Annotated in this window: 11 protein-coding genes and 1 pseudogene; 7 read left to right on the top strand and 5 right to left on the bottom strand. The window is 69.2% G+C overall.

Going from position 1 to position 12,536, the window contains the following annotated elements:
- Positions 1 to 55: 55 nt before the first annotated feature.
- Entirely contained in the window at positions 56 to 1,051 is a 996-nt protein-coding gene (locus ABZ412_RS23785) for a DUF3152 domain-containing protein (protein WP_357283738.1), read from the bottom strand.
- 389 nt (positions 1,052 to 1,440) lie between these two features.
- Between ABZ412_RS23785 and ABZ412_RS23780 the strand changes: the two genes are divergently transcribed.
- Positions 1,441 to 2,106, top strand: a complete 666-nt coding sequence (locus tag ABZ412_RS23780; protein ID WP_357283651.1) for a TetR/AcrR family transcriptional regulator — start codon at positions 1,441 to 1,443, stop codon at positions 2,104 to 2,106.
- Positions 2,107 to 2,203: 97 nt separating this feature from the next.
- On the opposite strand, the gene ABZ412_RS23775 is transcribed toward ABZ412_RS23780, so the two are convergent.
- The 3 genes from ABZ412_RS23775 to ABZ412_RS23765 all read right to left on the bottom strand — a co-directional run bounded on the left by ABZ412_RS23775 (position 2,204) and on the right by ABZ412_RS23765 (position 4,397).
- Positions 2,204 to 2,431 carry a DUF3107 domain-containing protein gene (locus tag ABZ412_RS23775; RefSeq protein ID WP_213559758.1) on the bottom strand — a complete coding sequence of 76 codons (228 nt, stop codon included), beginning with the start codon at positions 2,429 to 2,431 and terminating at the stop codon, positions 2,204 to 2,206.
- Positions 2,432 to 2,527: 96 nt separating this feature from the next.
- Positions 2,528 to 3,217, bottom strand: coding sequence for a ferritin-like fold-containing protein (locus ABZ412_RS23770; RefSeq protein ID WP_357283649.1), 690 nt, complete (start codon positions 3,215 to 3,217; stop codon positions 2,528 to 2,530).
- Between the two features lie 145 nt (positions 3,218 to 3,362).
- A complete protein-coding gene (locus ABZ412_RS23765) occupies positions 3,363 to 4,397 on the bottom strand; it encodes an alpha/beta fold hydrolase (RefSeq protein WP_357283646.1) in 1,035 nt (344 codons plus the stop codon).
- Positions 4,398 to 4,827: 430 nt separating this feature from the next.
- Here ABZ412_RS23765 and ABZ412_RS23760 point away from each other — a divergent pair.
- The 4 genes and pseudogenes from ABZ412_RS23760 to ABZ412_RS23745 all read left to right on the top strand — a co-directional run.
- A pseudogene (locus tag ABZ412_RS23760) lies at positions 4,828 to 6,246 on the top strand (DEAD/DEAH box helicase); the annotation flags it as partial.
- A 1,269-nt stretch (positions 6,247 to 7,515) separates the two neighbouring features.
- Positions 7,516 to 8,739 (top strand): hypothetical protein, encoded by a 1,224-nt coding sequence (locus ABZ412_RS23755; RefSeq protein ID WP_357283644.1) that lies wholly within the window; start codon positions 7,516 to 7,518, stop codon positions 8,737 to 8,739.
- A 163-nt stretch (positions 8,740 to 8,902) separates the two neighbouring features.
- Positions 8,903 to 9,520: an acid phosphatase gene (locus ABZ412_RS23750; RefSeq protein ID WP_357283641.1), complete on the top strand. Its 618-nt coding sequence runs from the start codon at positions 8,903 to 8,905 to the stop codon at positions 9,518 to 9,520.
- Positions 9,517 to 9,996, top strand: a complete 480-nt coding sequence (locus ABZ412_RS23745; protein ID WP_357283639.1) for a GNAT family N-acetyltransferase — start codon at positions 9,517 to 9,519, stop codon at positions 9,994 to 9,996. The genes ABZ412_RS23750 and ABZ412_RS23745 overlap by 4 nt, the downstream gene beginning before the upstream one ends.
- Before the next feature lie 93 nt (positions 9,997 to 10,089).
- On the opposite strand, the gene ABZ412_RS23740 is transcribed toward ABZ412_RS23745, so the two are convergent.
- The gene (locus ABZ412_RS23740) at positions 10,090 to 10,548 is read right to left on the bottom strand and encodes a hypothetical protein (protein ID WP_357283635.1); all 459 of its coding nucleotides are present in this window, start codon (positions 10,546 to 10,548) and stop codon (positions 10,090 to 10,092) included.
- Positions 10,549 to 10,768: 220 nt separating this feature from the next.
- Here ABZ412_RS23740 and ABZ412_RS23735 point away from each other — a divergent pair, with 220 nt between their 5' ends.
- Together ABZ412_RS23735 and ABZ412_RS23730 are read left to right on the top strand one after the other, a co-directional pair.
- On the top strand, positions 10,769 to 11,707 hold the full coding sequence (locus ABZ412_RS23735; protein WP_357283736.1) for a diacylglycerol kinase family protein: 939 nt from the start codon (positions 10,769 to 10,771) through the stop codon (positions 11,705 to 11,707).
- 255 nt (positions 11,708 to 11,962) lie between these two features.
- Positions 11,963 to 12,217 (top strand): WhiB family transcriptional regulator, encoded by a 255-nt coding sequence (locus ABZ412_RS23730; RefSeq protein WP_033087439.1) that lies wholly within the window; start codon positions 11,963 to 11,965, stop codon positions 12,215 to 12,217.
- Positions 12,218 to 12,536 lie beyond the last annotated feature (319 nt).

Genomic DNA, 12,536 nt, shown 5'->3' with positions numbered 1-12,536 from the left:
CGTTCGAACCGGGGTGATCAGCGGCCGGAATCCGCCGCCGGCGGGCGGCGGCCGCTCAGGCGCGGGGGTAGGGCCAGGGGTTGAAGCGGCAGGTCTTGCCGTCCATCGGCACCACGCCTTCGGGATCCAGCTTCGCGATGTCGTTGTTCCGGGTTCCGAAGGTCTGCTGCATCATGACCGGGGCCAGCCCGCCGTCGGTCTCGCACGGCTGGTGCTCGTGGTAGCCGAGGGCATGGCCCACTTCGTGATTGATCTGGTACTGCCGATACGAGCCGACATCGCCCTCGAAGGCCGGGGCCCCGCGCACCCAGCGCACCTCCGAGAGCACGACGCGGCCCAGTTCGGTGTTGTAGCAGGAGGAGTCGACCGGGATCTCGAAACCGCACGACTTGCGGGTGGTGTCCCGCGAGGTCAGCGAGATGCGGAAGTCCGGGTTGCCGGTGTCGACACGGCGCAGCGCGAAGCGCGGATCATGGGTCCAGGACTTGGGATTGGCGAGGGTGGCGTCGATCATCTGCGCCACCGCCGCGTCACCGCCCAGGGACGCGGTGTCCACCCCGTTCTCGATCTCGACGGAGTAGGTGAAGGCGTGCTGGGTGCCGGTGCCGACCTGAGCGGTGGTACCCGGAATCACCCGCCAGGTGCCCGCGCCGGTGTCGGTGTAGGCCCCGCCGGGCGGGACCGCGCCGGTCGGCAGGTCGACGGCGTACTTGCCGTCGCCCTTGGGCGCGCCGCCGATGATGCGGCCCGGCTTGTCGGTGTACTCGCTCAAGCGACCGAATCCGGGCAGCCCGGCATCGCTGTCACCGGTGTGGCGGAAGGCGTCGACGGCGACCACGACGGTGATCACCAGCAGTACCGGCAGGGCGTAGGCCCGCCAGCCGTAGGTGTTCACGAACCGGCCCAGCGGACTCTGCTTCTTGGTCTCGCGGTCGGGGCGCGGGCGGTTGCGGGCGTCGGCGGGCGGGGAGGTGGGGTCCCAGCGGGCGCGCAGCGGCTGATGCGGCAGCGGGCGGTCCTCGGCGAGGAGGTCCGAATCGGGTGGCGCGATGAGCCCAGAAGATGCCGACGGGCCGGTCTCCGATGCGCCGTCGTCGTCGAACAAACCGAGCGGATCGTAGATCGGCCCGCTGGGTCTACCCCGTCGCTTGTTGCCGGCGGCCTTCTCGGTCACGCCTGACAGACTCTCACAGCCCGGCCGGTCACCGAGAGCGGCCGTCCCAGCCCGTGATCATTGCTGCGAGATATCTCACGCTAATGCGGCAGACCTCACAAATCGGAACATGTGCTACACACTTGTGATCGGCCTCGCATAATCAAAGCGAGCATCACGCGACCAATATTCGGAACCTGGATCGGCAGCGGCCCCCTGAGCGCGTATCGTTCGTGGGATACCGGTGAACATCCTTCACACCGGGAATCAACTGGGAGAAATAGGCAATGACTGACCTCGTGGACCGGATGACATCGCACCGCATGTCGTCCGAGGCCATGGCGACGAGCAAGCGCGGCACCCGTCTGCCCCGCGAGGCGCGCCGCGCGCAGCTTCTCGCCGCAGCCAGCGAGGTCTTCGTGCAACGCGGCTATCACGCCGCCGGCATGGATGAGATCTCGCAGTGCGCCGGCGTCAGCAAACCGGTGCTCTACCAGCACTTCTCGAGCAAGCTCGAGCTGTACCTGGCGGTGCTGCAGAACTACGTCGACGTGCTGGTGTCGAGCGTGCGCCAGGCGCTGCGCTCCACCACCGACAACAAGCAGCGCGTGCGCGCCGCCGTCGCCGCGTACTTCGACTTCGTCGACCATGAAACCCAGGGCTTCCGACTGGTTTTCGAATCGGATCTGACCAATGAGCCACAGGTGCAGCGCCGGGTCGAGCAGGCCACCGAGGCCTGCGTGGACGCGGTGTTCGACCTGGTCGCCCACGACTCCGGTCTGGACCCCTACCGGGCCCGCGTACTCGCGGTCGGCCTGGTCGGCGCCAGCCAGCTCAGCGCCCGGTACTGGCTCGAAGCGGACCGGCCGATCCCCAAGGACGACGCCGTCGACACCACGGTCGCGCTGTGCTGGGGCGGGCTCAAGCACGTTCCGCTGCACCCGATCGATTGAGAGATAACAACTCTCGTTGAATCAAAAAGAATTGGCCCGCCGACAAAGTCGGCGGGCCAATTCTTTTCGCGCGATCTACCGCGTCGCGCGCGGGAAACTAGACGGCGGCGAAGCCGACACGACCCGAGGACGGAGCGCCGATCTCGACGTAGGCGACCTTCGCGGCCTGGATCAGGAACTTGCGGCCCTTCTCGTCGGTGAGCGCCACGACGCCGCCCTCACCCTGCAGCGCACCGCTGACGAGCGCCTCGACCTCGGCCGGGGTCTGCGAGCTGTTGATGACGAGCTCACGCGGGCTATCCGAAATGCCGATCTTGACCTCCACGGCCAACCTCCGAACCTAGAGTCGTAGTCCTGTCCCGATCACGCTAGCGCAGCCGCGACCGCCATCGGCCCCGACCGCCTGCGCTGATAGCGAAACTCAGCCCAGGCCGAGCACGCGCATGCGCTCGGCGTGGCTGTTCTGCATGTGCTCGAACAGCGTGGCGATGCCGTTCAGATCACCGGTCGCGGTGAGCACCAGCTCGGTCAGCTCGTCGCGCTGCGCCATCACGTACTGCGCCTGGGTGATCGCCTCGCCCAGCAGCCGGCGGCCCCACAGCGCCAGCCGGTCGCGCTCGGAGCGGTTCTGCGCGACCGCGCCGCGCACCTCCTCGATCACGAACTCGGAATGGTTGGTCTCGGCCAGCACGTCGCGCACCACGTCGGCGACCTCGGGAGCCAGGGCGCCGGCGATCTCGGTGTAGAAGTCGGCGGCGATGCCGTCACCGACGTAGAACTTGACCATCGACTCCAGCCAGGTGGAGGGGTCGGTGGAGGCGTGATAGGCGTCCAGGGCGCGCACGAAGGGGGCCATGGCGTCGAAGACGTCCGTGCCGCGGTCGGCGAGGGCGCGTTCCAGGGTCCGGAAATGCTCGGCCTCGTTGCCCGCCATCTTGGCGACGGCGACCTTGCCGCGCAGCGTGGGCGACAGCTTGGCCTCTTCGGCGAGACGGTAGAAGGCGGAGATCTCGCCGTAGGCGAGGACGGCGAAGAGGTCGGTGACACCCGGGTGTTCGGCGGCGATGAGGTGGCCCGTGGGCTCCGGGGCGGTGGACGAGTTTGCTCCCATGGGTCCCCACCCTAGCCCCAGGAAACGCCGCACATTCACCCATCGCGGGGCGGGTCGCGAGCGCACTCTCGATCAACTCGAAAAGCATTGCGCCACAGAGCTGTTCACAACACTCCGGCGCTGTTCACAACCCGCCGGGCTCCGATCAGGCCAGGTCGCGCAGGAACTTGTCCAGATAGGTCCACGTGGCGTCACGGGCGAGGAGAATGCCGAGGTGCGAGCCGGGTGCGGTCTCGTACCGCACATCCGGCGATCCGGTCAGGGTCTTCGTCCCGTGCTCCACGGCGGCGGCCGCGGTGATCGCGTCCTGCGGTCCGCCGACCAGCAACACCGGCTGGGTGACCTCGGCCAGCGCGATCTCGCGCTCGCCCAGCCGCAGCCCGCCCTTGCCGATGTCGTTGTTGAGGATGAAGCGACCCCACAGCTGGTTGTAGAACCGTCCCGGATAGCCGGGCAGCGAATTCTGGAACCGGTCGATGGTCTCCATCCGGGCCAGGGTCGCGGTGTCGGCGATATTGCTCGCGATGAACAGCGGGCGCTCGAGTTCCCGGTTCCAGGCGGTGGCCCGGTAGGCGAACCGGGTGATCTGCGCCGAGACCCCGCCGAGGGCGCGGATCGCGGTGGTCGCGGTGCGGCCGCCGTCGAGACGGGCCAGGGAGCGCAGCTCGCGCGCGCCGAACATGTGGTCGTAGCTCAGGGGCGCGCCCACCGCGGTGATCGAGCGGACGGGCAGCGTCTGGTCGGCCGCGGCGGTCAGCAGGGCCAGCACGCCGCCGATGGACCAGCCCACCACGTCCACCGGGCGGCCACCGCGATCGGCGGACACCTGGCGGATGGCCTCGGGCAGGATGTCGTCGATCCAGGTCTCGAAGCCCATGCGGCGGTCGTCGAAGGTGATGTCGCCGTAGTCGACCAGGTAGGGGGCGCGGCCGGAGTCCAGGAGGAACCGGGCCAGGCTCTGGTCGGGGCGCAGGTCGAAGCAGAAGGCGGGCGCGGCCAGCGGCGGCACCAGCAGCACGGCCGGATCGTCGGGACCCGCGCCGTCGTAGCGGCGCAGTTCGCGGTGCGGCGCGTCGGACAGCACCGTCGAGGGGGTGGGGTCGGGGGCCTCGATGCCGTCGCCGAACGTCAGGGCCCACGCGTTGCGCGCAGCGGTTGTCACGGTGTCTGCCAAGCTCACGGCACCACCATGACAGATAGTGGTACACGACGTATCACACATGTGAGCAACTCAACTGCCGGTCGCGCGGCCCGCACCCGCCCCCGGACCGAATTATGGTGCGCCGCAATCATTAACGCTACTGCGAAACCCCGGATCAGACCCGTATCGGATATCGATAAGCGCGCCTACCAGCGTAATAATGCCGCACATCGGCGGTGGCGGAAAACAGGGCGAAGGTCGTATCACGCTACAATCTCCGCGGACGGCGGAAATTCATACCCGCCAGTCCATGGAAAATGTGCGCGCACTCCGATCCGCAGCACTGCACCGCCGCGCCAGGTCGACGCCCATCCCCCCGGACAGGCATCCCAGCAGCGGCGAGAAACCGGATCTAGTGGTCGTCGCGGGCCGTCCGGGTCCGCCCCACGCCTCGTGCGCGCGAGACGCGATAACGAGGAAAGGCAAGAACCTGAGCAAGATCACCGTAGAGCAGGAACCGGGTGTGGCGGACACGCTGCTGACCGCGGAACTCGACGACACCCACCTCGCTCCCACTTTCGCCGAATTGGGCGTGCGCCCCGAAATCGTCCGGGCCCTCGCCGACATCGGCATCGAACGCACTTTCGCCATTCAGGAACTCACCCTGCCGCTCGCGCTGGCCGGTGAGGATCTCATCGGCCAGGCCCGCACCGGTATGGGTAAGACCTTCGGTTTCGGTGTGCCGCTACTGAACCGGATCGCCACCGCAGGCTCCGGCACCAAGACCCTCGACGGCACCCCGCGCGCCCTGATCATCGTGCCGACCCGCGAGCTCTGCATGCAGGTCACCGAGGATCTGGAGAACGCCAGCAAGTACCTGAAGGACGACCAGGGCACCCCGGTGCGCGTGACCGCCATCTACGGCGGACGCCCCTACGACACCCAGATCGCGGCGCTGCGCGCCGGCGTCGACGTGGTCGTCGGCACCCCGGGCCGCCTGCTGGATCTGGCCCAGCAGAATCACCTGATCCTGGGCAAGGTGGAGGTGCTCGTCCTCGACGAGGCCGACGAAATGCTCGACCTGGGCTTCCTGCCCGATATCGAGCGGATCCTGAACATGGTCCCCGAGCAGCGGCAGACCCTGCTGTTCTCGGCCACCATGCCGGGCCCGATCATCACCCTGGCCCGCACCTTCCTGAGCCGACCCACCCACATCCGCGCCGAGGAGCACCACGAATCCGCGGTGCACGACCGGATCACCCAGCTGATCTACCGGGCGCACGCGCTCGACAAGAGCGAGCTGGTCGCCCGCATTCTGCAGGCCGAGACCCGCGGCGCGACAATGATTTTCGCGCGCACCAAGCGGACCGCGCAGAAGGTCGCCGACGATCTGGCCGAGCGCGGCTTCGCGGTCGGCGCGGTACACGGCGACCTCGGGCAGATCGCCCGTGAGAAGGCGCTGAAGAAGTTCCGCGAAGGCAAGATCGACGTGCTGGTCGCCACCGACGTGGCCGCCCGCGGCATCGACATCGACGACGTCACCCACGTCGTCAACTACCAGTGCCCTGAGGACGAGAAGACCTACGTGCACCGCATCGGCCGCACCGGCCGCGCGGGCAAGACCGGCGTCGCGGTCACCCTGGTCGACTGGGACGAGCTGAACCGCTGGGCCATGATCGACAAGGCCCTGGGCCTCGGTATTCCGGAACCGGCGGAGACCTACTCCCGCTCCCCGCACCTGTACGAGGAGCTCGGCATCCCGCAGGGCGTCACCGGCATCGTGCGCAAGGGCCCGGCCCCGCGCGACGAGGACGCCGTCGTCGTCGAACGCGAGCGCCGCGCGCCCCGCGAACGCAACCGTCGCCGCACCCGTGGCGGCCGCGCCGAGGGTGACGCGGCTCCGGCCGCCACCACCACTGAAACCGTTGCCGCCGAGACGGATTCGACCACCGGCGACCCGGAGAAGACCGGCCGCCGTCGCCGTCGCCGCCGTCGCGGCAAGGGCGGCGCGAACGGAGCGGAGGCCACCGGCACGGTCCAGGCCACCACCTCGGTGGAGACCGAGGCCGCCGGTGAACCGGCGGGCGAGGCAGCTGCCGAGGGCGGCCGCAACCGTCGCCGGAACCGCCGCGGGCGGGGCTCGGCCGAGGGCACCGTCACCGCGGTGACCGAGGGCGCGGCCACCGCCGAGGCGGCTCCCGCCGCCGCGGCTCCGGTTGCCGCGCAGGACCAGGCACCCGCCGCTGTCGCGACCACCGAGTCCGGTGTGGACGCGGCCGCGACGACGGCGCCGCGCAAGCGCACCCGCAGCGCCAAGGCCGCCGCGCCGGTCGCCGACGCGGGTTCGGCGGTCGCCGAGGCCGCGCCGAAGGCCGAGGCTGCCGTGGCGGTCGAGGTTGCCGCGCCCGAGGCCGAAGCGCCGCGCAAGCGCACCCGGCGAACCAAGGCCGTGGCCGAATCCGGCACCGGCGCAGCGGATTCCGCTGTCGCCACCGACACGGCCGCGGCGGCCGAGGTCAAGGCTGATTCGGGCAAGGTCAAGGCTGATTCGGGCAAGGCCGCGGCTGATTCGGGTGAGGTCGCGATGACCGCGCCGAAGAAGCGGGCCAGCCGGGCCAAGGCCGCGACCACCGAGGTGGCGGGCGAGGTCGCCAAGGCGGCGCCGCGCAAGCGGACTCGCAAGGCCGTGGCCGAGACCGCCGCCGGCGCCGAGGCTCCCGCCGCGGAGACCGTCGAGCCGCCGAAGAAGGCTCCGGCCAAGCGGACTCGCAAGGTCGCCGCCGCTGCCGCCGACCCCCAGGCCGAAGCCGCCGACAGCACGACGGAGCCGGCCACCAACGGCAAGGCGAAGGCCGCCGCCGCGAAGGCCGCGCCCGCCAAGGCCAAGGCCGCGGCGAAGAAGTCCACCGCCGCGACCGGTGAGGTCGTGGCCGAGGCGGAGGCGCCGAAGAAGCGGGTTCGCAAGGCCGTGAAGGCGGCGGCGAAGTCCGAGGTCGAGGCCGTCGAGCCGGGTACCGCGGCGAGCGGTTCCGAGGCGGCCCCGGTGAAGCGGACGCGTCGCAAGAAGACCGAGGACGGGGCGGAGGGCGCCGTCACGGTGGCCGACACCGCGGTCGCGGCCTCGGCCTAGTCGGCCGGATCGGCTACTCTCGCTGTCGTGCTCGCACCCGAGCGGCGGACGCGCGCCGATATTCTCACTGCTGTCGCGATCGCCGCTCTGGTGGCGATCGCGACAGTGGTCGTGGTGCTGACCAGCGGTGTTCGCGGTACCCACGCCAGTACGGCCACCCGCACCCTGCCCGCGCCGATCTCCACCGATCCGGTGCCCCAGCAGGTCGCGGAACTGTGGCACGCCTCCGACGGGGCGACCCAGCGGTCGTTGGTGGTGGGCGGCGTGGCCGTCACCGCCGACGGCGGCACGGTGTCGGGGCGCGATCCCCGCACCGGTGAGCAGGTGTGGACCTACGAGCGGGATCTGCCGCTGTGCGCGGCCGAAGTCCAGTTCGGCACGGTCGTCGCCACCTACAAGGATCAGCGCGGGTGCAGTCAGACCACACTGCTGAACGCCGAGAACGGCTCTCGGGTGGCGGCCCGGTCCAGCTACATGGACGACAAGATCACTCTGGCCCCCGACAGCACCTACATGCTGGCGCAGGGTCCGCGGCGGCTGGAACTGTGGCGTTCGGACATGGTCCGCACCCTCGAGTACGGCTATGTCGACGCCCCGGTGAACCCGCACACCCAGCCGCGCAGCGGGTGCGCCCTGATGTCGTCGGCGTCGGCGCCGAGCCGGGTGGCGGTGCTGGAACGCTGCCCGAACGAGGCGGCCGCGCGGCTGACCATCCTCAATCCCGCACCCAAGGACGGCACCACGCCGGAGGAGTACAGCTCGCACGTGCTCACCGAGCCGGGCGGCGCGGTCGACGGGGCGAAGGTGATCGCGGTGTCCGACACCAGGATCGCGCTCTACCTACCCGGAACCCCGTCCACCACACCGGTTCTCGCGCTCTACGACGTGAACGGCAATCTGATTGCCACACACCAGATGCCGGCGTTCTCCGACACCGCCATGGTGGCGCGACTGTCGTCGGGCTTCTTCGTCTTCACCGGTGAGGCGCTGGTCGCGCTGAACCTCTCCACCCTGGACCCGCTGTGGGGCACCCACAATGTGCTCGGCACCGCCGCGATGATGTCCGGCCAGCTGATCGCCCCGATCCCGGAGGGGCTGGCCATTCTGGATCCCGCCACCGGCGCGCAGCTATCGCGAATCCCACTGCAGCGCAGCGACTACCACAAGGAACCCATCTCGCTCGGGGTGTCGGGCACCATGTTCCTGGAACGCCGCGGCACGCAGGTGTACGGAGTCGGCGCTCGCCCCTGAGGCGCTCGTCTGCCACCGCGACAGCTGATTTCGCGACGGTCGGGGTAAACCTCCCGGGGACGCCCGGGTCGGATCGGCTCCCGACCGCCGGCCCGGACGCTAATTCCGACGGCAATCTGTCGCCCGCCGAGTATTCGGCGAGGCGGTGGCGCATGATCGATTCATGAGCGGTGGCGAATTCCGGCTGGTATTGCTTCGACACGGGGAGACGGCCTGGTCGGCCGCGCGCCGCCACACCGGGCGGACCGATGTGCCTCTCACCGAGATCGGTGAGGCTCAGGCTCGGGCGGCCGGAAAACTGCTGTACGACCTGGACCTGTCGAATCCGCTGGTGCTCAGCAGTCCCCGGCAGCGGGCGCTGCGGACCGCCGAACTGGCCGGGCTGACCGGGGTCATCGTGGACGACGACCTGGTCGAGTGGGACTACGGCGAATACGAGGGCCTGACCACGCCGGAGATCCAGCGGATGTCGCCCGGCTGGACCATCTGGACCGGGGAGGTCCCCGAGGGCGAGACCGCCGACCAGGTCCGTAAACGCGCCGACCACGTGCTGGCCACGGTCATTCCCGAACTCGCCACCCGCGACGTGGTGCTGGTCGGGCACGGTCACTTCTCGCGGGCGCTCATCGCTCGCTGGGCCGAGTTCGAGGTGACCGAGGGCCGCCGGTTCTTCCTGTCCACGGCCGCGGTTACGGTGCTGGGACACGATCATCGAGCGCGAACCGTGCTCGCGCACAACTTGGTCGCGCCGCTCGAACCGATGGAAGGGACCTCCGCATGATCCGCCGCGCCACACCCGACGACGTTCCCGCGCTGGTGGGTCTGGTCCACGATCTGGCCGAGTACGAGAAGGCCCCCGACGAGTGCACGCTCACCGAGGAGCAGCTCCGGACCGCGCTGTTCGGGCCCACGCCCGCGCTGTACGCGCATGTCGCCGAGAGCGATCGCGGCGTGGTGGGCTGCGCCATCTGGTTCCTGAACTACTCCACCTGGAAGGGCGTGCACGGGATCTACCTGGAGGATCTCTACGTCAAGCCGGAGGCGCGCGGGCGCGGCCTGGGCAAGAGCCTGCTGGCGACGCTGGCCCGCGAGGCCGTGGAGCAGGGGTACGCGCGGGTGGACTGGTCGGTCCTCACCTGGAACACCCCAAGCATCGACTTCTACCGGTCCATCGGGGCCGAGCATCAGCACGAATGGACCGGCTACCGGCTCTCCGGCGCTCACCTGGCGCGCCTCGCGACGCACGCCGACGACTGAGGGCCCGAGAGGCCCGGGAAGCGCTCGCTCACCCAGGGAAGTGGGCGAGCGTCCAAAAATCGGCTCAGCGGCCACTGAGCCGGGCGCGCGGCGCTACTCCGCGCCCGAGCCGTACCCCTCGGCCATCCATTTGACCGAGGCGGGTGCGAACAGCGCGCCCAGGGTGCCCAGCGCCAGCAACCCCAGCGGCGTCCCGAATTCGGGCCGCCCCGAGGTGAACATGTAATACGCGACACCGAGCAGCAACAGCTGGGTCAACGTGGCCAGCGCCCGCCCCCACCGCTTGCCGCGCATGAGCGTGAGCCCCGCCGCCAGCACCGCGCCGCCGAGGATCGCCGCGTACCCGGCGGTGAGATAGCTGTTCTTCGCGCTCTGCGCCTCCCCGTTCAGGCCGACGATGATCAGGATGACCATCGCCACCAGCCCGGCCGCGCCTTCGAGGGCGACCAGCGCCCCCGCGACCCGCACGGTCGTGGGCACGCCCCCGGCCTGCGCGGCCCCGCCCCCGGTGTCGCCCGCCGACTTGCTCTCGCCCTGGTTCTGCTCAGCCACGCCCCCAGCCTACGACCGAGCGTCGTTGGCGAACGCACCCGCACGGCGTTCGACCAGTTGAGAAGTGGCACTGGAAGGTTCGCCACCGTCTCGTTCCGGACCACGCTCCGCCTCCCCACGCTTGGAGCGGAAGCGGCAGCGAAGCGGAGGAGCCGAGGAGGGAAGAACGAGACTTCGGGGCCGCGAACCAGCCCGAGCGGAGCGAAGGCAGAATGGCACCGTGCGGACGCTCCTGATCGTGAACCCGAATGCCACTTCGACCACTCGGTCCACTCGCGATCTCCTCGCCCACGCACTGGAAAGCCGCACCGAACTCACCGTCCGCCAGACCGAGCACCGGGGGCACGCCGCCGAATTGGCGAGCTGGGCCGCCGACAATCGGATGGATCTGATCGTGGTGCACGGCGGCGACGGCACCGTGAACGAGACCATCAACGGCTTCCTCCCGCTGCCCGGCCGGCCGCAGCGCGAATGGCTGCCGCGGCTCGGCATCATTCCCGGCGGTTCGGCGAACGTGTTCGCGCGCTCGCTCGGTATCGAGCCGGATCCGGTGACCGCGACCAATCAGCTGATCGATCTGGTGGCCGACAGCGCGGACCGCCGCATCGGTCTGGGCGTGGCCGACGATCGCTGGTTCTGCTTCAGCGCGGGAGTGGGCCTGGACGCGGATGTGTGCGAGGCCATCGACGAGAAGCGCGCGAAGGGCAAGGCGGCCACGCCCGCTCGTTATCTGCGCACCACGGTCAAGCAGTTCTTCCGCGCCAAACGCCGTGCCCCGCAAGTGACCTTGGACATTCCAGGTCACGAACCGGTCACGGATGTGCATTACGCATTCGTTACCAACGCCAGTCCCTGGACGTATCTCGACAACACGCCTGTGGTCACCAACCCGGGGACCACATTCGAATCCGGTCTCGGGGTGTTTGCCATGCGCACCATGGGTGTTCTCCCCACCTTGATGGTCGCGAGACAGTTGCTGGCAGCCCAGGGGGATCCCAAGGGCCACACATTGTTTCGCGAGGACGACGTACCGGGCGTAACCGTCACGGCGGAAGAACCGATCGGGTTGCAAATCGACGGCGACTTCATCGGTCGACGCAACATGGTGAATTTCACAGCCGTCCCGGATATCCTCGGTGTGGTCGCGCCCAAGCCCTAGCCGGCTCGACACACCTGAGAAAACTCGTTGTTGCGCTGCGAAAACCCGCTCGACCGAGTACAAATGACACGGCGGACCCCCATGTAGGGGTCTTACAGCGTGAGCTTCCCCACGGTGCACCAGGTATCTATTGACATCTACGGTGTTCGTGAAAGCATTCACAAGCAACCGTGCGGAAACATTCGAGTCGCACAAGTGAACGGACCACAAACCCGAGGGGCAGCGCCATGCGCGCCCTAGCAAAGGAGCAGAGGAATGGACTGGCGCCACAAGGCCATCTGTCGCGACGAGGACCCCGAGCTGTTCTTCCCGGTGGGTAACAGTGGTCCGGCGCTCGCGCAGATTGCCGATGCCAAGCTGGTCTGCGCTCGCTGCCCTGTCACCGCTGACTGCCTTTCCTGGGCCCTGAAGTCGGGCCAGGATGCCGGCGTGTGGGGTGGAATGAGCGAGGACGAGCGTCGCGCGCTGAAGCGTCGCAACGCGCGCACGCGCACCCGCAGCGTCGTCTAACCACCTAGACGACAAGGCGTTACGGCCCACCCCAGCCTCGGGGCCGCAGCGCAATTCGGCCCGGCACCAACACAGGTGCCGGGCTTCAGTGTGTAAAGGGGAAGACCACGGGACTCCGAGGGGCTCCGCCCCCTAACCCCCGACAGCTGCTCGAGGGCTCCGCCCCCAAACCCCGGGGCCGCTCCGAGGCTTCGCCCTCAAACCCCGAGACCGTCTTCGGAGGTTCCTCCCCAAACGGTCCCCGGCAAGAATTCCCGGGGCAATTCCCGATCAACGGGATTCGCGCCTCGAACGAAAGTTCGGGCGCGGCTTTTCAGCT

Source organism: Nocardia sp. NPDC005746 (genome assembly GCF_040630785.1).
In the GTDB taxonomy this organism is placed as follows: domain Bacteria; phylum Actinomycetota; class Actinomycetes; order Mycobacteriales; family Mycobacteriaceae; genus Nocardia.
This window is presented reverse-complemented; position numbering and strand designations above follow the sequence as displayed.

Coding starts and splice junctions, on each gene's coding strand:
- ABZ412_RS23780 (WP_357283651.1), top strand. CDS start 1,441: ATGACTGACCTCGTGGACCGGATGACATCGCACCGCATGTCGTCCGAG.
- ABZ412_RS23750 (WP_357283641.1), top strand. CDS start 8,903: ATGAGCGGTGGCGAATTCCGGCTGGTATTGCTTCGACACGGGGAGACG.
- ABZ412_RS23745 (WP_357283639.1), top strand. CDS start 9,517: ATGATCCGCCGCGCCACACCCGACGACGTTCCCGCGCTGGTGGGTCTG.
- ABZ412_RS23730 (WP_033087439.1), top strand. CDS start 11,963: ATGGACTGGCGCCACAAGGCCATCTGTCGCGACGAGGACCCCGAGCTG.
- ABZ412_RS23770 (WP_357283649.1), bottom strand. CDS start 3,217: ATGGGAGCAAACTCGTCCACCGCCCCGGAGCCCACGGGCCACCTCATC.